General features: G+C 44.8%; 22 protein-coding genes and 1 tRNA gene. 10 read left to right on the top strand and 13 right to left on the bottom strand.

Features of this window, described 5'->3' with window-relative positions:
• The gene (locus tag HYR79_07600; GenBank protein ID MBI1821559.1) at nt 1-750 is read right to left on the bottom strand and encodes a hypothetical protein; all 750 of its coding nucleotides are present in this window, start codon (nt 748-750) and stop codon (nt 1-3) included.
• Between the two features lie 403 nt (nt 751-1,153).
• Between HYR79_07600 and HYR79_07605 the strand changes: the two genes are divergently transcribed.
• Entirely contained in the window at nt 1,154-2,347 is a 1,194-nt protein-coding gene (locus tag HYR79_07605) for an anhydro-N-acetylmuramic acid kinase (protein MBI1821560.1), read from the top strand.
• On the opposite strand, the gene sat is transcribed toward HYR79_07605, so the two are convergent.
• From sat to HYR79_07640, 7 genes are all read right to left on the bottom strand, one after another.
• Nucleotides 2,318-3,598, bottom strand: coding sequence for a sulfate adenylyltransferase (gene sat, locus HYR79_07610; protein MBI1821561.1), 1,281 nt, complete (start codon nt 3,596-3,598; stop codon nt 2,318-2,320). The genes HYR79_07605 and sat overlap by 30 nt on opposite strands.
• On the bottom strand, nt 3,522-4,556 hold the full coding sequence (locus HYR79_07615; protein ID MBI1821562.1) for an anthranilate phosphoribosyltransferase: 1,035 nt from the start codon (nt 4,554-4,556) through the stop codon (nt 3,522-3,524). The genes sat and HYR79_07615 overlap by 77 nt, the downstream gene beginning before the upstream one ends.
• 82 nt (nt 4,557-4,638) lie before the next feature.
• Complete coding sequence (locus HYR79_07620) at nt 4,639-7,161, bottom strand: sulfurtransferase TusA family protein (protein MBI1821563.1); 2,523 nt, start codon at nt 7,159-7,161, stop codon at nt 4,639-4,641.
• 37 nt (nt 7,162-7,198) lie between these two features.
• Nucleotides 7,199-7,582 carry a 4Fe-4S binding protein gene (locus tag HYR79_07625; GenBank protein MBI1821564.1) on the bottom strand — a complete coding sequence of 128 codons (384 nt, stop codon included), beginning with the start codon at nt 7,580-7,582 and terminating at the stop codon, nt 7,199-7,201.
• Between the two features lie 118 nt (nt 7,583-7,700).
• Nucleotides 7,701-9,440 carry an adenylyl-sulfate reductase subunit alpha gene (locus HYR79_07630; GenBank protein MBI1821565.1) on the bottom strand — a complete coding sequence of 580 codons (1,740 nt, stop codon included), beginning with the start codon at nt 9,438-9,440 and terminating at the stop codon, nt 7,701-7,703.
• A 42-nt stretch (nt 9,441-9,482) separates the two neighbouring features.
• Nucleotides 9,483-10,280, bottom strand: coding sequence for a sulfite exporter TauE/SafE family protein (locus tag HYR79_07635; protein ID MBI1821566.1), 798 nt, complete (start codon nt 10,278-10,280; stop codon nt 9,483-9,485).
• Nucleotides 10,281-10,595: 315 nt separating this feature from the next.
• Nucleotides 10,596-11,168 (bottom strand): GGDEF domain-containing protein, encoded by a 573-nt coding sequence (locus HYR79_07640; protein ID MBI1821567.1) that lies wholly within the window; start codon nt 11,166-11,168, stop codon nt 10,596-10,598.
• 208 nt (nt 11,169-11,376) lie between these two features.
• On the opposite strand from HYR79_07640, the gene HYR79_07645 reads away from it, so the two are divergent.
• From HYR79_07645 to HYR79_07660, 4 genes are all read left to right on the top strand, one after another.
• Nucleotides 11,377-12,327: a CPBP family intramembrane metalloprotease gene (locus tag HYR79_07645; GenBank protein MBI1821568.1), complete on the top strand. Its 951-nt coding sequence runs from the start codon at nt 11,377-11,379 to the stop codon at nt 12,325-12,327.
• 123 nt (nt 12,328-12,450) lie between these two features.
• Nucleotides 12,451-14,661, top strand: a complete 2,211-nt coding sequence (locus HYR79_07650) for an EAL domain-containing protein (protein ID MBI1821569.1) — start codon at nt 12,451-12,453, stop codon at nt 14,659-14,661.
• Nucleotides 14,662-14,937: 276 nt separating this feature from the next.
• Nucleotides 14,938-15,465 (top strand): nucleoside deaminase, encoded by a 528-nt coding sequence (locus HYR79_07655; protein ID MBI1821570.1) that lies wholly within the window; start codon nt 14,938-14,940, stop codon nt 15,463-15,465.
• A 22-nt stretch (nt 15,466-15,487) separates the two neighbouring features.
• A tRNA-Ser gene (locus tag HYR79_07660) sits at nt 15,488-15,576 on the top strand.
• On the opposite strand, the gene HYR79_07665 is transcribed toward HYR79_07660, so the two are convergent.
• The 4 genes from HYR79_07665 to HYR79_07680 form a co-directional block, all read right to left on the bottom strand.
• On the bottom strand, nt 15,534-15,692 hold the full coding sequence (locus HYR79_07665) for a hypothetical protein (protein ID MBI1821571.1): 159 nt from the start codon (nt 15,690-15,692) through the stop codon (nt 15,534-15,536). The two genes, HYR79_07660 and HYR79_07665, sit on opposite strands and share 43 nt — an antisense overlap.
• A gap of 48 nt (nt 15,693-15,740) precedes the next feature.
• A complete protein-coding gene (locus HYR79_07670; protein MBI1821572.1) occupies nt 15,741-16,145 on the bottom strand; it encodes a putative toxin-antitoxin system toxin component, PIN family in 405 nt (134 codons plus the stop codon).
• Nucleotides 16,142-16,405, bottom strand: coding sequence for an AbrB/MazE/SpoVT family DNA-binding domain-containing protein (locus tag HYR79_07675; protein ID MBI1821573.1), 264 nt, complete (start codon nt 16,403-16,405; stop codon nt 16,142-16,144). Before HYR79_07675 ends, HYR79_07670 begins: the two co-directional genes overlap by 4 nt.
• A 339-nt stretch (nt 16,406-16,744) precedes the next feature.
• The gene (locus HYR79_07680) at nt 16,745-17,293 is read right to left on the bottom strand and encodes a hypothetical protein (GenBank protein ID MBI1821574.1); all 549 of its coding nucleotides are present in this window, start codon (nt 17,291-17,293) and stop codon (nt 16,745-16,747) included.
• A gap of 388 nt (nt 17,294-17,681) precedes the next feature.
• On the opposite strand from HYR79_07680, the gene HYR79_07685 reads away from it, so the two are divergent.
• Nucleotides 17,682-18,017 carry a helix-turn-helix transcriptional regulator gene (locus tag HYR79_07685; GenBank protein ID MBI1821575.1) on the top strand — a complete coding sequence of 112 codons (336 nt, stop codon included), beginning with the start codon at nt 17,682-17,684 and terminating at the stop codon, nt 18,015-18,017.
• 344 nt (nt 18,018-18,361) lie between these two features.
• Here the strand turns inward: HYR79_07685 and HYR79_07690 are convergent, their stop codons facing one another.
• Entirely contained in the window at nt 18,362-18,532 is a 171-nt protein-coding gene (locus tag HYR79_07690) for a hypothetical protein (GenBank protein MBI1821576.1), read from the bottom strand.
• Between the two features lie 115 nt (nt 18,533-18,647).
• Here HYR79_07690 and HYR79_07695 point away from each other — a divergent pair, with 115 nt between their 5' ends.
• The 4 genes from HYR79_07695 (at nt 18,648) to HYR79_07710 (ending at nt 20,838) form a co-directional block, all read left to right on the top strand.
• Entirely contained in the window at nt 18,648-18,851 is a 204-nt protein-coding gene (locus tag HYR79_07695) for a hypothetical protein (protein ID MBI1821577.1), read from the top strand.
• Nucleotides 18,852-18,853: 2 nt separating this feature from the next.
• Nucleotides 18,854-19,273 carry a hypothetical protein gene (locus HYR79_07700; protein MBI1821578.1) on the top strand — a complete coding sequence of 140 codons (420 nt, stop codon included), beginning with the start codon at nt 18,854-18,856 and terminating at the stop codon, nt 19,271-19,273.
• 192 nt (nt 19,274-19,465) lie between these two features.
• Nucleotides 19,466-19,837, top strand: coding sequence for a hypothetical protein (locus HYR79_07705; protein ID MBI1821579.1), 372 nt, complete (start codon nt 19,466-19,468; stop codon nt 19,835-19,837).
• Between the two features lie 167 nt (nt 19,838-20,004).
• Nucleotides 20,005-20,838, top strand: a complete 834-nt coding sequence (locus tag HYR79_07710) for a Bro-N domain-containing protein (GenBank protein ID MBI1821580.1) — start codon at nt 20,005-20,007, stop codon at nt 20,836-20,838.
• Nucleotides 20,839-21,092: the final 254 nt, after the last annotated feature.

Raw genomic sequence — 21,092 nt, forward strand, 5'->3', positions numbered from 1 at the left:
TTAAAAACTTTGCCTCCGTTCCCCGTGCAACCCTTTTCTCTGAATCCAGTGCGACCCTTCAGGAGAAAGAACCAGAACATCAATGGGGCCTCCTACATTTTTAGGGCGGGTTTGAAAACGCATCGTGTCGATTGTGGTTCTGACGGCATAAATCGAGAAATCAATCGCGTCCTGAAGCGGAAGGGTATCCCATAGAATCGGGGGTTTAGGAATATGCGTGACCCCTTCAGAGGTCATCAGTTGTCCCGGCTGAAGGAGGTTGGCAATAATATCTCCCTGCCCCCCCCAACTGGTCCCGTAAACAATGTCCTGGGTTTCCGGATGAACATTTAGCGGTTTAATCTCATTTCGGGAAATTTGGCAATGAAAGACCTCCGCGACGCTCACTTTGGCCTTTCTTTTATAGCCGGAAACATGAAAAGCGGTATCCGAATTTGGAAAACGATTCCTGAAATATTTGACCAATTTCTGGGGAACCGTGCTGACGTCATCTTCGTCTTCAAGCGCCTCCTCGGCAAATTTTTTAATATGAGTTTCAATGGTGAGTTGTCCGAGGATGGATTCCCCAAACGTGCTGATTCCAACTTGCTGTTGTGCCAGGTAAAAGACTTTATAAACAAAATTGGATCGAATGGTCTCGATTAACGAAACGGTTCCGTTGGGCATTTTGTTTTCAATGGTAATGATCTGACGGCTGTCTGCCGCCATCACGATTCCTTCAGGCACATAAACGGTTATGACAAAAGACACAAGAACTCCTTCGCGGATAATAGTTTAGCCACTTTAGTCTATTCTTTTTCTTAAGTCAATAAATCCACACAACCCAAGACCAGCGATAGACTTCGCACCCACTTATTAATCATGTCATTGCGAGCACCGAAGGGTGCGTGGCAATCTTATCGTAAAGTCTTGAGATTGCTTCGCTTCGCTCGCAATGACAACTTTCTATCCTGTTCTTAGGCACAAAATCCACATTATTCTTGAAAGGCATTCTTCTTTGGTCGATCTGATGATCGTTTTATACAGGCATTCAGATTAAGGGAATTGAGAGGCCCGTTTTTCCAATTCTCATGGAAAATAAACCAAATTCGGTGTAGTATATCTTGTTTCGCGGTTATTTTATCAATTCATTTTAAGCGGAAAAGGCGGGTGGATGAAAGTTATTGGACTCATGTCGGGCACTTCAATGGACGGGATTGACGCGGCGCTGTTAGATATTAACCGGAGGAAAACAGGCCTCCGTTTCAAATTACTCGCCTTTGAAACTTTCCCGTTCCCCAAAGACTTGCCCGAAAAACTCATCGATGTCGCCGAAGGGAATGAAACGACGGCATTGATTTCCCACCTTAATTTTTATATGGGGGAATTGTTTGCCGAGGCCTCCTTTAAAATTGCGGCTAAAGCAAAGGTAGAAATTCACAAAGTCGATTTAATCGGTTCTCACGGCCAGACCATCTGGCATGCTCCCGCGCCAATTCCAGAAGGCCGTTATAAGATCCGGTCTACGTTTCAAATCGGAGAATCCTCGGTTATTGCGGTCCGGACCGGCGTGACGACGATAGCCGATTTTCGTCCTGCTGATGTGGCGGCAGGGGGAGAAGGAGCTCCTTTAGCCCCCTACTTCCATCACGCTCTGGATAAAAAGAAAGGAAAAAGCCGTTTGATGATTAACATTGGCGGGATCAGTAATGTGACCTTCCTGCCCCGATCGTCAAAAAAGAAGATTCTGGCCTTTGATACCGGCCCCGGCAACATCCTGATCGATGGGTTGGTTCAGGCCGTCACCAAGGGGAAATCAAAGATGGACCGGAATGGCCGGATAGCGGCAAAAGGAAACATTCATTTGGTCCTTTTAAATGAATTAATGGATCACCCTTTTATGGATAAAAAACCGCCGAAAAGCACGGGCCGGGAAACTTTCGGTCTGCCGATGATCGACCATATTCTGGATAGGGGAAATCAATTCAAACTCTCTTTTGAGGATTTGATGGCAACGGTGACTGCCTTTACCTCTATGTCTATTTTTATGAATTGTGAAACATTTATTCTCAAAAAAGAGGCTGTGGATGAGGTCATTGTCGGCGGGGGAGGGGCCAGGAACCCGATGTTGATGGCATTTTTAAAGAAAGCCTTTCATCCGGTTCCTTTTTTTCAATTTGAAGATTTGGGTTTAAACGGAAAAGCCATCGAAGCGATGGCTTTTGCATTGTTTGCTTACGATACCTTTCATGCGATTCCCGATAACGTTCCGAGCGTGACCGGCGCAAAAAAACCGGTCATCATGGGGAAAATCAGCCCGGGGAATAACTTTAAAAAATTATTTTCCAGCCGACATCGAGTCGATTAAGATTTTTGCGACTTCCGGCCGGCTGAATTCCACGGGAGGCAGAATTCCATCCTTCAGCATTTCTCTTACCCTGGTTCCGGAAAGAGAGACCTGGTCTGCCTTATCATGAGGGCAGGTTTTAATGGATCCCATGCTCTGACATTTTTTACAGTAAAACGTATTGTCGAAGAAAAGAGGCGTAATCCCCAGTTCGCCAGGTTTAAACTCGTCGAAGATATAGTGCGCATCAAAGGTTCCGTAGTAATTTCCAACCCCGGCATGATCCCGTCCGACGATAAAGTGGGTGCACCCGTAATTTTTCCGGACGATGGCATGAAAAATGGCTTCTCTCGGTCCGGCATAACGCATATTGGCCGGGAAAACGGCGAGCATTGTTCGTTCTTTGGGATAATAATCGGCTAAAAGCGCTTCGTAGCACCGCATTCTGACTTCCGCGGGAATATCATCCCCCTTGGTCGCTCCAACCAGGGGGTGGACCAAAAGGCCGTCCACAATTTCAAGGGCGCATTTCTGAATGTATTCATGAGCCCGATGGATCGGGTTCCGGGTCTGAAAACCAACGATTTTTTTCCACCCTTTTTGCTGGAACGCGGACCGGGTTTCTTTAGGATCGAGACGGTAAACCTGAAAATTTTCGTGACGGGGACGATTGATCAAAGAAATTTTTCCTCCTAAAAGCATACTTTCCATCTGAAAGACCTGGCTGACTCCGGGATGTTCCCGCGAATCGGTTCGATAGACCTTGACCGCTTCAGTCTCTTTTTCCTGGGGGAAAATCTCTTTCAGGTGAAGAATGGCGAGAACCTCTTCGTTTTCACTTAAGAGGGCAATTTCTTTTTCGTTTTTAAAAGAGGCCGCCTCCTGATCGCTGGCAGAAAGGGTCACCGGAATCGTCCATGGGAGGCCGTTGGCCAGATGCATATGGTGAATCACCGCTTCATAATCTGCTTTTCCCATAAATCCCTCTAGAGGGGAGAACGCGCCTATGGCGATCATTTCCAAATCGGAGATTTCCCGGGTGGTCAGATATTTTTTCTTGAAGCCCTTTGCTTTTGCCAGGGCGTCTTTTTTCTCCTGTTCATTAAGGATTCGATTGATCAGCTTTCCTCCGTGAGGAATCGATTCGGCGGCTTGAGTCGTTTTCGGGGTCATTACTTTCTCCTGATTGATTGGGTCAATAAAATGTTTTTTTGATTGCCTTGAGTATTTGGAGGGCTTCTCCGGATTCAAGGGATTTCTTGGACCGGACATAAGCTTCTTGAAGCGTTTTGGCTTTGCCGGAAATAAAAAGACCGATTGACGCGTTCCAGAGGGTTAATGCTGTTCTATCTTTTCCTCCTTTTCCCTCCAGAATTTCTTCCGTTATTCGGGCTTCCGCTTCCGGATCTTTCATTTCAATTTCAGACCGTCTTATTGGCGTCAAACCCAGTGGAGAGGGTTCAAGGTGCGTTTTGGAGTGGCTTCCCGGGTTGACGATAATCCCCTCGACGGGGCCTGAAAGATTTTCCTCGGATTCTCCCTCCAACCCCCTGACCACCAGAGCGTTTGAAACGCCGAGAGCCCGGACGGTCTCTGCGATCTTTTCATACGATTTCGGGTGAGAAATTCCAATAATTTGGCTGGAAGCTTCCAATGGGTTCAGGAGCCTGGCGATCGTGTGAAAAATCGAGCGAAGACCGATTTCGTTCCTTAAATCGAGAAAACGCTTAATGCCGGGATGGATTTGAGCGATGTCCAGATAGGTCCATCCGGTCTCCGTGAAAAACTCAAGGCGTTCTTTTAAAGAAAGCGCCTGTCTCCAACCGAGATAAGCCAACACCATCGATTTACTGATTCTCAACGGGGGATTCGGATCCCCGTGCAGGACGACATTTAATCCAGCCCCTGCCATGACCAGGGAGGCCGGAAGCCCGACATGGAAAGAGGTTCTCTTTCCCGCATAGAAAGGGAGGTCCAGCGTTTCCCCTGCCCTGACTTGAAACGATTGAATCAACGGATGAAGAGAACGTTTACAGGCCCGGGTGAAAACGGCCAGCTCCTCCGGAGTTTCCTCTTTGATCCGAAGCGAGATCAGAAAAGCCCCGACCTGGTATGGGGAGGCTTTTTCCTCAAGAAGCCCGGTGATCGCAAATTCGGCTTCCTCCGCCGTTAAATCTTTCGCCCCCTTCTGTCCTTTGCCGATTTTCGCTATTAATTCCTGAAAGGTCATCGTTTTAGGGGCTTGCGTCGCCCCCTCCGCTGGCGGAGCCAGACGGAGCCTCCCCCTCTCACTCGCTTTGCTCGCTGCATATTTATGCTTTTTTAATCACCAGCTTAAAGTAATTTTCAATCGGAGATAAAGTGAGGATTTGGTGCCCCTCATCCTTGACCGATCGGGGAACATTTTTGGCAGGTTCGCCTTCGTCCAGCAGAACTTCAAGAACCTCTCCTTGATCCATCATTTCAAGCTTGAGCTTGGTTCTGACGAAATTGATCGGACATTTTACCCCCCGCAAATCCATTTTCGCGTTGGCCGCAAACTCCTTAATCTGTTCCGCCTCCGCCACCACTGCTGTTTTTTCGTTTTCAACCTGCCGGGTGGCCCTGGCATCTTCGCTTTCATGGCCTGTCTTTAACGTTTCCGGTTTCGAACCGGCATCGGAGAGGGCGTAGAGGATTCTAGCCTCTTCCAGAAAAATCCCGACGCGGACAATATCTTGCGCAACGTCATTTGAGGAGGGGTGGCCTCCTATTTCCAATCTTTCTTTAAAGGTTTTAAAATCGGAGAACTTTCCCGCCAACGCTCCCCTGTTAAGATAATGCTCCTCAAAAGCCTGGAACGCTTCAGTATCGGTTGCCGGTTCAATCGCTTTTAAAATAAGCAAACCCTTAATTCCCGCCACCACAGCGCGATAGGCTTTAGAAATGGCAAAAGCCCCCTGTTTTTTTTCGTTGAGTTCCTTTGCCAGGTTCAGTTCCATATCTGCCTCGTCGAAGCTCGTTTTGATCATGGCATCGGCTCCGCCGGCACACTCACCAGGGCCCAAATCGACGACTTCAAATTCGCGGGTTCCCCCCCAATCGTAAAAGTATTGAGGGTTATCGTCAAAAGCCGGCAGGTCGGTAAGCGTTTTTAACTCGCCTGCAAATCCCTTTTTCCCGAATCGGTCTGTAAATTGGACAAAACTTTCTCCTTCTTCTTTTTTTTCACGATAAAGAGAGAGAACCTTTTGAACCGCCTGTGGGACGTTTTTTGCGGGAACTTTGACGATTGCCTTCGCAAAGGTGGTTCCCTCTGGAGCCGTTCGGCCTCCCAGATGAAGTTCGTAGAAAGGCGCCGTATGCTCCCCGATGGTTTTACTGACGCCGTGAAGACCGATGGGCGCCATGTGGTGCTGGGCGCAGGAGTTCTGGCACCCGCTAATTTTTATCTGGATGCCTTTTAAATCGGGAGATGAACCCTGTCCGTTATTAAAAAGTCCGGATAAGGCGGTGGCCATCTGCTTGGACGAGGTGATGGCGATCCCGCAGGTATCGGCCCCCGGGCAGGAGACAATATCTGAAATCGTTTCGGCTCCTCCTTTTTCAAGTCCGGCATGTTTTAATTCTTCATAAAGCGCAGGAAGCGTTTCGTTTTTTACCCAGCGGAGGAGAAGGTTTTGATTGACGGTAATCCGGAGATGTCCCCCCGAATAGGTGTTTGTGATCTCCGCCAGTTTTCGAAGGGCTGACGCGTGAATATCCCCCAGGACCAGACGGATATGAACCATCGAAAACCCCGGTTGTTTTTGCGGCTGAACGTTGGTTTTTAACCAGTAGGCATAGGGAGAAAGGGCATTTTCTGTTGAAACAGCAACAGGGGAATGACTCCCATTGCCATTGCCATTTCCGTTCCCCCCTTTGGAACGCTCAGCGGGTCTTCCATCTTCAACCGCCGGAAGCTGTAATTGCACCTCCGCTTTTTTCTTTAACTTTTCATACTCTTCCCGGTACAGTTTATTAAATTGGGTCATGCCGAGCTTGTCGATGATAAATTTCAATCGGGCCCGGTTTCTGTTCTTTCGGTTTCCAAACCGGTCGAAAACCCGCACGACCGCCTCGCAAACACGGGTCAGTTCGATGGCGGGGATAAACTCCTCTAAAAGATGGGCGACGCGGGGCATGGCGCCGAGGCCTCCCCCGACAAATACCTTAAAACCCAGCGTCTCTTTTTTCTCTTTGTCCACTTTTTTTACGGCCACCACGCCAATATCATGCATTCCGGGCAGCGCGCAATCGGTTGGGCATCCGGAAAAGCTGATCTTGAATTTTCTTGGCATGCTCTGACAAACGGGGTTTCTTAAAAAGTGTTTTGAAATGCTGCTGGCGTAGGGAGTGACGTCAAAGGCTTCGTCAGGACAAACCCCCGATTTCGGACAACCGGTGACATTCCGCACGGTATTCCCGCATGCTTCGCGGGCGGTTAATCCGACTTCCGCAATCTTTCTCATGATTTCACCGCATTTATAAAGCGAAATCCAATGGAGCTGAATATCCTGACGGGTGGTGGTATGAAGGATTCCGTTGGTGTATTCTTCAGCCACATCGGCTAATCGGATCAATTGTTCAGCATTTAAACCGCCAAACGGAATTTTGACCCTGAACATTTGAACATTCGGCTGACGCTGACCGTAAACGCCATGCTGAAGCCTGAAAGGGCGAAATTGGTCAAGAGAGGTTTTTCCCTGCCGAATTTTTTCAACCTGGGATTCAAACGATTCAATTTCAGTTAAAACGTCGGGGGACAACTGAACCGTCGATGATTTTTTCTCTTCAACTGTTTTGAAAGGGGCCATAGGGGTTTCTCCTTCCCGCGTTTTGCGGATAAGCTCTTTAAATGGAAAAGTCTACCGGAGTAGATCCTTCAACTTTTTCATCAATTTCAATGTCCAATACTTTTGTCCGGATCGTAAATGTTTCTTTCTTCCCGCGGGAATCAATGCTTTCCCAAATAATATGATCCCGGGTTGCCGGAATATGGGGTTTGAGGGACGCGTTTTTAAACCCCATTTGATAAGAGAGGTAGAATTCAATCGCCTCAACGGGACAGGACTTGACGCAGGGGAGGCAATCCCAACAGTCTTCCGGATATTTTAAATAAGCTTTGTCAACTAAAGGATCCTTGACGATTAAATCGCCAGGGCACATCCGGATACAGGGGGGCTGGGTTGCGCCATGACAGCCATTACAAATATTGGGATTAACGTAAACGGGCATGAAGGACTCCTTGGCATTATATTCAGGGGCCCGTCCGACGCTTCGCTTCTCCGATGCCCCCGAACCCCTCGCTCCGCACTGGCAAAGCCAGGTGCCTCACTTATTTAATTTAATCGTTTTAACCTCTCGGTTTATACCGGTCTCCAGCGATCAACTGTTCATACGGCCGGGTGAGCATTTCAATTTTTCCGGTTTCTGGATTCATTCGTGAATTAACAAACTTCAGCCAGTTTTCATCATCCCGGTCGGGATAGTCCATACGGGTTTGATAAGAAGGCCAACGCGTTTCTTTCCGGTAGAGCAGATGTTCCACTAAAACGCGGGCGACATCAACCCGGTCGATAATTTCATGGGCTTTCATCAGTTGATGTAAATCGTTCGCAATCAGATATTCAAACTGGCCCGGTATTTTGGCAAGCTGTTTCCTGGCGATCAGCAAACTCTCTTCGTTCATTTCGTAATAGGTGGAAAACCCGCCTGCGTATTCATCCATGATTTTTTGTAAACGAACTTCCATGTCGTAGGGGAGAACCCCCTGGGCCGGTTTATGACGGTAATTCAAAAGAGGCTGATAGATTCTTTTTGCTTCTTCATCTATAGTTTTAGAATCAATCTCTTCGGATGGGGTTTGGCTCATGCTGGCAACCGCATCCCTTGCCGCAATAACCGCCTCGGCCCAGCATCCGCTGACAAATTTAAACGGGGCGCCTCCGGCGACATCGCCTGCCGCATAAAGCCCTTCAAGAGTCGTTCTCCGGTTGACATCGATCCAATACCCTCCCTGACAGTGCCCTCCGACGATGTAAGGTTCTGTGGTCTGAACCTCCACCGGTTCTTTACTCGGGTCAATATCGTTGGCGGTCCAATAAAGGACCTGCGAGGGGTACATATCGAGAAAAGCCGCTTTCAAATCAGAAGCCTGTTTTTCATTAATATGGCGGGTATCGAGATAAACCGGGCCTCTCCCTTCCTTAATTTCCATAATCGGCCCGTAAGCGCGATAGGGAGTGGGAGCTCCGTCCCCTCCGAGATGGGCATATTTCGTCTGCATGAATTTTTCGCCTTTGGCATTGACCTGGGGAGCGTTAACGCCAAGAGCGATGGTGCCGGTGGGGGCAATAGCGTCTTTTGTCCGCAAGGCGACATATCGCATTTCAAAGCTGGTCATTTCGGCCCCCGCACGGATTCCTATGGCATATCCCGCGCCGTTGTTAAAGGGGCTGTACCAGGTCTTATGCTGGGCGTCATGCATGTTGTTCGGTTTATAAATGCCAGCAGCCCCGCCTGTGGCAATAAGGGTCGCCTTCGCTTTGACGACATACATTCTGCCGTGGCGGACACTAAAGCCAACGGCGCCATGAATCCGGTTTCCTTTCCGGAGCAAATTGGTGGCCGTCACCCAGTTTAAAATTTTAGCGCCCGACTGTTTTGCCGCTTTGGCGATGATCGGTTTGAGCGATTCCCCGTTGATCTTAATGTTCCATCGTCCCCTTGGGAGATAATTTCCTTTTTCATCGGATAAAATCGGCAAACCCCATTTTTCGACTTTTTTAACCGAATATTCGAAAAGCTCCGCCATGCTTTGCACCAGGTCTTCGCGGATCAGGCCGCAGGAATCAAACCGGACATATTTTACAAAACTCTCGGCTGTTTCCCCGGGGTTGAGATAGGCATTGATGGCGTTCATCCCCCCGGCCAGGCAGCCGCTCCGATCGATATGGGCTTTTTCCATGATGGTGACTGATAAAGCAGGATTTTTTTCTTTCGCTTCTACGGCAGCCAGACAGCCTGCCGTACCCCCCCCGATGATTAGAAGATCGGTTTCAATGATTTCATCGTTACGGTTATTCAGGTCCAAGATCAACTCCTTAATTAAATAAAATTATTCGTCTACCCTTCGCTAAATAAGTTTTAAACCGGTTAACATTAACATAGAAGCCAGCACAGGACGAAGCACTCTTTCGGAAACCTTCATATTCATTCTACTCCCTAAATAAACTCCTGGCAATGATCCGACCAAGAGGCTGACCACCACAGGAAGCTGCACATTTCCGTTTCCCAGGTGGGCAATCCCGGCAACGGAAACCAAAATGGCCGCATGAAAAACATCTGTTCCTACAATGTTTTTGGAAGAAAGCTTTGGAAATAAGGCCAGGAGAACGGGAACAATCAAAGAACCGCTCCCGACCGAAGTTAATCCGACTAAAAATCCGACAACACCGCCTAAAAGGATGGTGAGACCTTTTTGCCTGATGGTATAATTCGTCAGGAAATTTTCGTCGTTTCTGGCTTGAGAGGAAGGGAAGATTACCCGCAAAACCATTGTGATGGCCACGATGATCAGGGTGATCCCGAGGGTTTTCATTACAAAGGCATCAACAAAACTGCCGTAATGTTTTTTAATCGCAGAGATGATATAAACCCCTAATAAGCTGCAAGGGACGCTCCCAAGGGCAAGGAAAAATACGATTGATAAGTTTACCGATTTTTGACGGTAGTGAATAAAGGAGCCGAAAACTTTGGTGATTGCTCCGAAAATAAGGTCTGTCCCGACAGCAATGGTCGGGCGGATTCCAAGAAAAAGGATCATAATGGGAGTCATCAGAGACCCTCCGCCGATTCCCGTCAAACCGACCAGGAACCCGACTGAAAAGCCGATGAACACTGTTGCCATACTCATGTCTAATAAGTAATCCATAAGGGGACTCCTTTGTCTAATCTTTATAAATCCTATCGGGATTAAGTACAATATATCCAATTCAAAAAAATAAGTCAACTAAAAAAGTATAGTATCTTGATCGGAAAGGTAGGAATTAAACAAATGGCTAAAAAGCGAAAGCCTTAAAGGTCCTTAAGAGCTCTTTTTCGTCATTCCCGCGAAAGCGGTCTTACTGCGACCATTCCACAATCCGTCACGGGAATCCAGGAGATGCTTCTGTCTCTGTTCTCGAGTAGGGGTTAATGTCTGGTTTTAGGCTGGGGAAAAGAATCAGGGCTGAATATTTTTAGATCTCTATTTTTTATAGGTGTTACCGCCAGATTCTTTGGCGAGATAGAGGGCGTACTCAGCGCGATTTAAAAGTGTTTCACGTGAGTCAATATTATTCTCCCGACCGGCGATTCCAATACTTAATGTTTGGGGGATAATGATCTTTCCGAAGCTTAAAGATGTGCTGGAAAAACTCATAATTAAACGATTGGCTACAACGGAAGCGGAAGACAGAGTAGTATAGGGGAGTATCACAATAAACTCATCTCCGCCAAAACGGCCCAAAAAATCTTCCTGCCTTAATAATTCCTGCATTCTTCGGGCAGATTCCCTTAAAACAGAATCTCCGATCGACCCTCCGTAAATATCGTTAATTTTTCTAAAATAGTCCAGGTCGACAATCAAAATAGACAGAGGATACCGGTGCCTGAAGGCTCGCCGAATTTCAATATCGAGGTTTCCGAGAATAGCCTTTCGGTTGTAGATGCCTGTCAAGTCATCATGGGTCGCATGTGCGAGGAGAGCAGGGCGTTGACATTTTCCTTTACATTCGAGGGCTTTTAGATCGTTACCCACGCTAACTTTATTTTTTTCCAAAAAACCTCCCCGCAGGATTAAACGGCTTTTAAAAAAGTCTCCTTTTCTGAAGGGTAACTTAAGAGGCTAAATCTGTCAAGAAACCGCCTGTTCATTGTCAACCCAAATCGTTTTTTATATAGATGATCATAAGGGTAGTGATTTTTACCTGATAAAAGGTATAATGAGCAAAGGAACATACACATGGCCTCTATAGAAGAGTCAGAAAATGAAAAAATTCGATCTTTTGGCTTTCTTTTTATTGTTTTTGGGTTGTTTCGCGTCGGTCTATTTCCTCCCTGGCCAAAGCTTCACGTTAGGACGAAGTCTAAACTCCTATTTTTTAATTTTAGGGAGTTATAGTCTTTTTTTGTTTTCTATTTATCTTTCCTTATCCAAAATAAACACTGAAAAAAAAGCTTTTCTGCTTAAGGGGATTTTGTTTGGAACAGCCGCCGGTCTTTATCTGATTTATGGATCACTGGACCATGCCCCGTTACTGAAAATAGCTGGAGCTGTGGGTCTGTTTTTCTTCTTGATTTATTATGGGCAAATCGTTCCCGAGGCGCTCATGATTTGCGTTATCTTTTTTGCGGTTAAAACCCATTATTTTTCAGCTCCGCTTATCCGGTATATGGATCAAGTTCCTTTGCATCAAATTGATTTATTTTATTTAACGATCGGCGCGATTGTCATCTTTCAGTTTTTTGTTTTAAGTAAAAGCCTCAAGACTCAGCTGGATTTTTCTGTATTGCCAAAAGATTTTTTTTGGATTTCAGGGTCGGTGATTATGGCTCTTCTTGTCATCGCTCCAATCGGGATGAGTTTTAAATTGATCTACTATGAAGCACGCGTTTTTGGAATTGAACAGTGGATCCCCTTGCTGTTTTATTATTTTGGAATTGTAGCGCCCCTGGAAGAAATTTTTTTCAGAGGGATTATTTTAAACCGGTTAAGATTTATCTTTTTTGGTAAAAACCCATACGGCATTCCGCTTTTAATCAGCGTTTTTTTATTTGGTTTGGCCCATCTGCATCCTTTGCCTTATATTTTGGTGGCAGGGTTAACGGGATATCTTTATGGGACAGGGTATCTTCTAACCAACCGGATTTCCACGCCCATCTTGATCCATGGGACAATCGATGTGCTATGGGTGACTCTTTTTTATTTGCCTCATTAGGTTTTTCCCTTCATCTAAAATAAAATTGGGGTTGATTTTCATAGTAACGATCGTCTAACTTTATGGAAGAGGATTGGAAAGACACTCAATTGGCAAGCAACGATAGTCCCATTTGGAGAAACAATGATGGTTCCTCCGCCCCTTCCCTTAGATGAAAACCAAAGACTTGAAAGTCTTCTGACCCTTAAGATTCTTGACACCCTTCCCGAGGAGCGTTTCGACAGGGTGACTCAATGTGCTCTCCGCCTTTTTAATGTTCCTGTTTCATTCATCTCCCTGATTGACTCCGAACGCCAATGGTTTAAATCACGTCAAGGCCTTTCAATTTCGGAAATTCCCCGATCCATTTCTTTTTGCGGCTATACCATTAATCATCATGATCTGTTTGTCATTCCCGATGCTTTGCAGGATCCTCGTTTTTCTGATAACCCGCTGGTGATCGGAGAGCCCTTCATCCGGTTTTATGCCGGATGTCCGCTCACCGGAACGGATAAACATTTCATCGGGTCTTTAGCGATCATGGACCATATTCCCAGAGAAATGAAGCCGGATGATCTTGTCTTCCTCCGCAACCTGGCATACTGGGCCCAGAATGAATTGACGCTGGGGGAGGTTAACCGTTCTTTGGCAGAAAGTAATCATTTACTAAAAATGATTGTCGACGCGGAGCCGGAATGTATAAACCTCATATCGGCCAACGGAACAGTGCGAAAGATAAATCCTGCCGGTCTTGAAATGATTGAGGCCGATCATCCGGACCAAATATTGGGCAAATCTATCTTTTCCATCATAACGCCTAAAGATCGGTCGGGTTTCAAAGCTCTTATAGAGGCCGTTTTTCGCGGGGAGTCGGAAAAGCTGGAGTGTGATATCATAGGATTTAAGGGGACCCGCCGGAGTTTGGAAATCCTTGCCGTTCCCTTTCGGGACTCTAAAGACGAGATCATCGCGCTCCTTGCCGTTATCCGGGATATCACCGAACGCAAACGGAATGAAGAAACGATCCGGTATCTGGCTTATTATGATTCGCTGACCCTTCTTCCAAACCGGACGCTTTTCCATGATCGGCTGAAACAGGCGGTCCTCGCGAGTCTCCGCCTTCAGAAGCCGCTTGCTCTCCTGATCATGGATTTGAACCGGTTCAAGGAGATTAATGATACCCTTGGCCACCACAAGGGCGATCTGGTTTTAAAGGAGGTCGGGGAACGTTTACGGCAAGTCGTCCGGGAATCCGATACTGTGGCCCGGCTTGGAGGGGATGAGTTTGCGATTCTACTTCCCAGTTTGGAAGACAATGAGTATGCCGCTCTTGTTGCACAAAAAATCTTAAATGTTTTACAGGCTCCTTTTATTTTGGATGGTTTGGCGTTTGAAGTGGGAACGAGCATCGGGATTGCGGTCTGTCCTGACCATGCCGAAGAGGTTAACAGATTGATACAGCGAGCCGATGTGGCCATGTACGCGGCCAAAGGGGCCAGCATGGGTTTTGTCTTTTACTCCCCTGAACAGGATAAACACACGGCCCATCGTCTGGCTCTTTTTGGGGATTTACGTTACGGAATCGAACATGATGAATTGAAACTTCATTATCAGCCTAAAATCGACTATAAAACGAGACAGATCAACGGGCTTGAAGCCCTGGTCCGCTGGGAACACCGCTTTCGAGGTTTAGTTTTGCCGGATCAATTTATTTCTTTTGCCGAGGAGACAGGATTAATCAATCCGCTGACCGAATGGGTTCTTAACGAAGTTCTTCATCAATCCTTTATCTGGCATCACATGGGAATAGAAGTGCCTATCGCCATTAATTTGTCAGCTCGAAACTTTCAAAATGAGGCGTTTCTGGCTTTAGTCGAAGGGTTGCTCTTCAAATGGGATGTTGAGCCGCGGTTGCTGGGCCTGGAGATCACCGAAACCGCTATCATGCAAGACCCCGCGCAGGCTCTGGAGATTCTTAAAAAACTTAATGCGATGGGGATCAAACTTTCAATCGATGATTTCGGAACGGGATACTCTTCTCTGAGTTATTTGAGAAAACTCCCGGTCAATGAAATCAAAATTGACAAAACTTTCGTGAAGGATATGACGACAAATGAGGATGATTCCGTTATCGTTCGATCGATAATCGATTTAGGCCATAATTTGAATCTTAAGGTGGTCGCCGAAGGCGTCGAGGATCATCATACCTGGGTCTGTTTAGAAACGTTTCACTGTGACATGGCACAAGGTTTTTTTATGACGGTTCCTGTTTCTGCGCAGGAAATCACGCCAAGGTTAAGGGAACCCTCATGGAATTTCATGAAGGGGTCTCCAGAGTCCAAGACCTCTTTATAAAGTCAGTCCCTGATCCTTCGATAAGCGCCCAATGGTCAGTATCCCAAGAACAGCGATAGGATTTGTAACTCCTTGTTTTGCCTGTCATCGCGAGCACCCGCAGGGTGCGTGGCGATCTCGGTTCACGATGGCGAGATTGCTTCGCTTCGCTCGCAATGACAACTTTCTATCGCTGTTCTTGGGCAGTACTAATCGATTGACTTTACAACGAAAAGTTTTATATCATCCTTGCCAGCCATGATCAAAAATAATTTTTCCTTAAAAGATGAAGTCTTTATGCAATTTGCCCTGGACGAGGCAAATTTAGCCTATTCCAGGGGCGAAGTGCCGGTCGGCGCGGTAATGGTTAAAGGGAATGAGATTGTTTCTCAAAGCCATAATCTGAGAGAAGCGATCAAAGACCCCACCGCCCACGCGGAGATTCTGGTCATCAAAGAAGCCTCCAAACGATTAGACCGCTGGCGCCTTTCAAACCTCACCCTGTATGTCACACTGGAACCGTGTGCCATGTGTGCCGGGGCATTGATCCAGGCCCGGATTTCAAGACTTGTCTTTGGCGCATTTGATCCGAAAGCAGGGGCCTGCGGATCGTTGATGAACATTCCTCAAGACCACAGGTTTAATCACCGGGTGGATATTCAATCAGGCTGTCTGGAGATGGAATGTTCCGGCCTTTTAAAACAATTTTTCTCTGAGTTGAGATTGGCAAAACCGGATCAAAATGGTTCCCATGGCGGCCAGGACTCCTCACAAAGTTTTCTGGAAGATCCCCTCAAATTAAAAAACTTTAACAACATTGCGTAACAGCGGCGCAAGCTAGCTTACGGGAGAGGTGGCCGAGTCCGGTTGAAGGCGACTGACTCGAAATCAGTTCAGGTCGTAAGGCCTGCGTGGGTTCGAATCCCACCCTCTCCGTATCCTTCCATCGTAAAATCAATCATTTCTGAAATGTGCCTGTTTTCATTTGACTCCTGAATTTTCGCAGGTATGGCCGAAAGTATGGCCAGATATTGTAGCAAAATAAAAATCATCTTCCCTTTCCAACGGCTATCCTTGACTGTTTGAGTGGTTACCAGGAATTAAGACAGATATTCATCGAAAAATTGACGTGGTTTAATAACCTCTATTCCTTTGAAGCCAGAAACTCTTAATAAATGTTTATCTCCACTGATGATTACTTTACATTTGCCAGATAGAGCACAGGCAAGGAACTTATCATCGTCGGGGTCTTCGCTGACACGCTCAGACAACTCTTGAGCGAAAATAATCTCTGCCTTGATTGTAATAAAACTCAGAATTGAATTCAGATTTATAGAGGGAAATTGACTGGATAAGGCTTTTCCTACTCGTTCGTATTCCTCAAAGATATCCGGAGATAACAGTAATTTAATTTTTCCATCTTGCCATGCTTTAAGAATCTGATAAGGAGGGCCAGCAAAAAAGACACCTGAGATAAAAACATTAGTGTCGAGAATTACCCTCACCTCTTGCCTCGCACTTTGGCAATGGCAGCAACGATATCGGACTGTTTTAAACCTGCCTGCCTGGCTTGCTTCCGTGCTTCGGCGATTAGTGTGTCAAAATCTGCCATGGATGGAGGAGAGATGGCCTTGAGAATCACGACATCTTTGTTTCCTACGACCACGAATTGAGATCCAGATTTTAGTTTGAGTTGTTTCCGGATATTCTCCGGAATGACTACTTGACCTTTCGATGACATTTTTGTTGTGGCTAAATCGGACATGGTATTGCTCCTCTATTTAAATTGTCTTACTGGTAAGATTGTAATCCAATAACTAGAGTACGGCAAGAGGTTCTTGGATTAAGAATTCAATTAGTTTTCACAGGTATGGCCGAAAGCGTGGACAAATATGAGGAGAGCCGGTTTGCGGTCTCTCGCATTTTACATTTTGGAATATTCAATAATACGAATCAGAAATGACAAGAAAATAGACCCTAAATATTGTGTTTCTCCCAATAAAATTAATAATTTATGGGCATCTTAAGAAACATGTGATGTTGTAGCAAGACAACTCGAAATCAGTTCTGGTCGTAAGGCCCCCAGTGTCATTTAATGGATTCCTTATTGTCGTAAAGCCGTACCGCTTGCAATTTCAATGAGTCCAAAGCCAGGAGCTCCGGGTTGCGAAGTTACAATAATCATTTGATTTAAATCTTTGGAAGCCTGAAGAAGATAGATTGCACCCCCGGTAATATTTATCGTTCCAGATCCGTTTGTACTTACAGAATATGTTCCAGTCACTGTCCCATTGTTAAAGGCACTCGGAGCAGTACCAGGGCAGAAAAGAAGTCCGTTTTCGGTAATAGAAACGCTGTTGTTAGCATTCAGAATTATAGTACCGCCACCAGTTATAGAACAAACAGATACGGTGCTTCCAATCGAGCCTGACTCCAAATAATTCCACGTTCCTGTCATTAAAGCTGAAGTCGCGGAAGATCGAGTGTTAATTGCGGCGAAATTAGCGTTAACCTGAGTGGCGTCCGCTACGGTTCCATTGGAAAAAGTATTGGGAAATGTTATATCTCCCACTGCGTATTTGTAGACTCCTAAAGATAAGATCAAAACCGATAAAGTGATAAGTGTTCCTTTCCATGTGATTACCTGTCTCATTTTCATCTCTCCTTCCAAATTTAAGTTTAATAAAATTTGATACCCGTAGATATTGCTTTATGGCCCTCCCCACTTGCCTGTTCCCCATACCATTGCCCCCCACGAACCGCTCGGTGTGCTTGGAGTACTGCTTCCACCACCGCCGCCACCACAGCTATAGAGAAATATCGTTCCGGCAATCATACAGACCAATCCAACCCGGATTAATATCTTACGAGTTTTATTTTCTTTCATTTTTTGATCACCTCCTTGCGGATTCTCGGATTTCCTAAAATCAGGTTTCTTTTTTAATTATGAACAAAACCGTATTTTTGTAAAGTTTATAATCCGCCTTATAATACCTGTTATTTACCAAACTGTTTAATTAAACTCAGCTTGGAGATAACAGATGAAAGACAAAAATAACATTTGTAAAAAAATACGAGAATTACGTCAGTCAATGAAACTAACCCAAAGTCAGTTTGCTGAACTTGTAAATTTAAGTGAAGATAGTATTGGTAAGATTGAGAGGGGAGTAACCATTCCCAATGTGGAGACTTTATATAAGATTGCGGAGGGAGTTAAAATTCCGATTGAAAATTTGATTACCTCTTCAAAGAAGAATCCAGCCGAAGGATTACCTAAGACCCTAACCGATTTAACGACTTACCTGAAAACTCGCCCTTCTGAAGACATAAAATTAATTCACGAGCTTGCAGTTAAAATACTTGAAAGAAAAAAATAGTCTTGTATATTCTTGCCTAAGTCTTAGGTACTGGTGTGCCCAAAAGTGTGCCCAGTGGGAGCAGATTTGAGCGGATTCCAGAGGATTCCAGCGGAAATGAAAAATGATATTTTCTTCAATAAAATTAATAATTTATGCGATTTTTCAAGAAGTTATGAAAATGTCGTTTTTTGACTCGAAATCAGTTCAGGTCGCAAGGCCTGCGTGGGTTCGAATCCCACCCTCTCCGTCCTGGCTAGCCGGCTTATTAGATTCAGGGGTCCATCACCCCGGCGCGCGGTCTGGCAAAGCCAGCTCCTCGCTTATGGTTCCGCAACGGCGTTAACATTTTTCCCTGGGGTAATCTAATAAAAATAATTTTCAATTGAAAAGATCAGCCCCGTTTGTTTGCGTTTGTTCTCCCGGCACTCCTCATAAGGCGTGGAAGGCCCGATTTTACTGGCCTTTGACGCGCACTCATTTTCCCCTTGATTTACATGGCCGGCAGAGATAGTCTTATTTCGTTGTTTAACCATTTGGGTTACCTCCTCTTATAATAGTTTGGTCGTTACAAATCCTATTATAATGAGGTAATCCAAATGTTTTTACCCCTTTTTTTCATCCCCTCGTGCAAGATTCAGGGAATATAAAATGGGTGGCGATATCTTAGCGGATGATTTTATTTTACCAGATCGGGAAGAACAAAAAACGCAACAAGAAAATAAAATTGAGTATAAAAAAGAAAATTCTAGGAATGTGTCATTAAGTTTGCGGTTGGCAGTTTTGAGTAGAGATAACTTTCGTTGCGTTTTTTGTGGTAAAAGTGATCGTGTTGTTATAAATATGGTCAAATAACTATGGACATCAAAACGATATTACTAAGTTTAATTTCTATAACTACAGCTGTTCTAAGTTCGTATTTAACCTACTATTTTGCTATCAAATCTAAAAAGAGTGAAGCGATATTAAAATTTAAAGAAGAAAAGTATTCAAACTTATTGATTCTTTTGCAGGGTTTTGTTGGTAAAACTACTTCTGGTGAAACAAAGAGAAAATTTTTTGAAGAACAATACAAGTCTTGGCTTTATTCTTCTGACGGGGTAGTAAAAGCAATAAATGAAATGGTCCAACTTGTTATTAGTTCAAGAAGCAAAGCGCCAGAACCAGAAAAAGGGAAAAGAGCGATTGGAAATATCGTCCTTGAAATGCGAAAAGATTTATCAGGGAAAACTAATCTGAAATCAGAAGATTTTAGATATACAGATGTTATTGAATAAAAGAATTTTGGGCGAAATCTGTTCGAATATTTTCGAACGCACACCGCCAAATTGTACTTTCAGCAAACCCTCTTCCGCCTGCTTCCGTTCCCTTAGTTGGGGTTTTGCTCAAAGAATGTTTGAACTTCCCCACTATGACCCCACTATATTAGGTGACTGGTTGCGAAAGAATCCTTATCTTTAGAGTTTTTCATGAAAATATTACTTCTTGCCCTGTTTATAATCTGCTTATTCCCCATTCAGGGATGGGCGGATTCGCTAGAGGAAGAGTACAAACTAAAAGATATGTGCGAAAAAAAAGTCAAGGAGTTTTTTAAGGAAAATTACGATAAAACAGTGGCCCGTTACCAAAGTCATTATAACAAAAAGCTTAAAATGTGTTTCATTTTGGTGACGGAGACCACCATTTGGGGGTTTTATGATGAGATTTTTGATGTTGATGGAAAAAAGCGATATGGCCAGAATCTTTTTACTAATAATATGAGACGGTGTTCTGTTTTAGAAAAATACTGTGAGTCTGATAAAGAATTTGAAAAGCTTATCAAACCCTATATGGAAAAATAGGTTAATGATAGGATCAGGCAAGCGTTATTTACTATTATGTTTGAATAACTAATGGATGACCCGGCCCATTTGGGCTTATTGATTCAAGAACGGATTATGATCAAATAGTTTTGGCGCCAAAGCAAAGAAATTATTATAGCTATTGAGAATCAATAAAAATAAAAATCATGGAAACGACAAAAATAGCGTTATTTAAAGGCAGAAAAATCCGGAAAATAATTCATCATAATGAATGGTGGTTTTCGGTTGTGGATGTGTGTGAAGCCCTTACGGACAGCGTTAATGCTGGAGCGTATTGGAGGAAACTCAAACAAAGATTAACGGAAGAAGGAAGCGAGGTCGTGACATTTTGTCACGGACTGAAATTAGAGGCTTCTGACGGTAAAAAGTACGAAACCGACTGTTCCGACACCGAGGGTGTTTTTCGCATCATTCAATCCATTCCGTCCCCTAAAGCCGAACCATTCAAGCGTTGGCTGGCAAAAATAGGCTATGAGCGAGTGCAAGAAATTGAAGATCCGGAGCTGGCAACCCAAAGAACCAGGATGCTCTATAAACTTAAGGGGTATTCTGAAAATTGGATAGAAAAACGAATGCGCGGAATTGCTATTCGCGAAGAATTGACAGATGAATGGCAAAAACGGGGCGTAAAAGAACAAAAAGAATATGAAATTTTGACCGCCGAAATTTCCAAAGCTACTTTCGGCGTGACGCCGAGTGAATACAAAAAACTGAAAGGACTGAAACGGCAAAATTTGCGCGACCATATGGATGACTTGGAATTGATTTTCAATATGCTTGGCGAGCGAGTGACAACCGAAATTTCTCAACAAGAAAAGCCGGATACATTTGTAAAAAATAAAAAGGTGGCAGAGAGAGGCGGAAGCGTTGCTGGAAATGCCAGAAAACAAACAGAAAAAGAAATTGGCAGGAGCGTGGTTTCCCAAAAAAATTATTTGCAAACGCCGGAAAACCGAAAACAGCTAAAAGCAAAAAAGTAGATATGGAAACAAGAGAAATTCTACAAAATATCATAGATAATTTTGATCTTCAAAGATTGAAGCGGTTTTTTTCAGAAAAAAATAGCAAATTTCGTCCAAGAAACACCGTCCTGGCTAGTGTAGTGTCCGCTAAATAACTGGACAACTACTTTTTTGTTTTTCTCCTGCGCGGGAGCGTGCAGCCTGGCTGAATCTGTTCCAGGGTTTGGCGGCAGCGTGAGAGTTTTTCAACGATAGATTCCACTGTGGCGGTC

It is taken from the genome of Nitrospirota bacterium (genome assembly GCA_016178585.1).
In the GTDB taxonomy this organism is placed as follows: Bacteria; Nitrospirota; Nitrospiria; order JACQBW01; family JACQBW01; genus JACOTA01.

Bases quoted from the DNA above. Each gene is read 5' to 3' on its own strand.
- HYR79_07605 (MBI1821560.1), top strand. From the start codon at position 1,154: ATGAAAGTTATTGGACTCATGTCGGGCACTTCAATGGACGGGATTGAC.
- sat (MBI1821561.1), bottom strand. From the start codon at position 3,598: ATGTCCGGTCCAAGAAATCCCTTGAATCCGGAGAAGCCCTCCAAATAC.
- HYR79_07615 (MBI1821562.1), bottom strand. From the start codon at position 4,556: ATGACCTTTCAGGAATTAATAGCGAAAATCGGCAAAGGACAGAAGGGG.
- HYR79_07620 (MBI1821563.1), bottom strand. From the start codon at position 7,161: ATGGCCCCTTTCAAAACAGTTGAAGAGAAAAAATCATCGACGGTTCAG.
- HYR79_07625 (MBI1821564.1), bottom strand. From the start codon at position 7,582: ATGCCCGTTTACGTTAATCCCAATATTTGTAATGGCTGTCATGGCGCA.
- HYR79_07635 (MBI1821566.1), bottom strand. From the start codon at position 10,280: ATGGATTACTTATTAGACATGAGTATGGCAACAGTGTTCATCGGCTTT.
- HYR79_07645 (MBI1821568.1), top strand. From the start codon at position 11,377: ATGAAAAAATTCGATCTTTTGGCTTTCTTTTTATTGTTTTTGGGTTGT.
- HYR79_07650 (MBI1821569.1), top strand. From the start codon at position 12,451: ATGATGGTTCCTCCGCCCCTTCCCTTAGATGAAAACCAAAGACTTGAA.
- HYR79_07655 (MBI1821570.1), top strand. From the start codon at position 14,938: ATGCAATTTGCCCTGGACGAGGCAAATTTAGCCTATTCCAGGGGCGAA.
- HYR79_07665 (MBI1821571.1), bottom strand. From the start codon at position 15,692: ATGATTTTTATTTTGCTACAATATCTGGCCATACTTTCGGCCATACCT.
- HYR79_07675 (MBI1821573.1), bottom strand. From the start codon at position 16,405: ATGTCCGATTTAGCCACAACAAAAATGTCATCGAAAGGTCAAGTAGTC.
- HYR79_07680 (MBI1821574.1), bottom strand. From the start codon at position 17,293: ATGAGACAGGTAATCACATGGAAAGGAACACTTATCACTTTATCGGTT.
- HYR79_07685 (MBI1821575.1), top strand. From the start codon at position 17,682: ATGAAAGACAAAAATAACATTTGTAAAAAAATACGAGAATTACGTCAG.
- HYR79_07690 (MBI1821576.1), bottom strand. From the start codon at position 18,532: ATGGTTAAACAACGAAATAAGACTATCTCTGCCGGCCATGTAAATCAA.
- HYR79_07695 (MBI1821577.1), top strand. From the start codon at position 18,648: ATGGGTGGCGATATCTTAGCGGATGATTTTATTTTACCAGATCGGGAA.
- HYR79_07700 (MBI1821578.1), top strand. From the start codon at position 18,854: ATGGACATCAAAACGATATTACTAAGTTTAATTTCTATAACTACAGCT.
- HYR79_07705 (MBI1821579.1), top strand. From the start codon at position 19,466: ATGAAAATATTACTTCTTGCCCTGTTTATAATCTGCTTATTCCCCATT.
- HYR79_07710 (MBI1821580.1), top strand. From the start codon at position 20,005: ATGGAAACGACAAAAATAGCGTTATTTAAAGGCAGAAAAATCCGGAAA.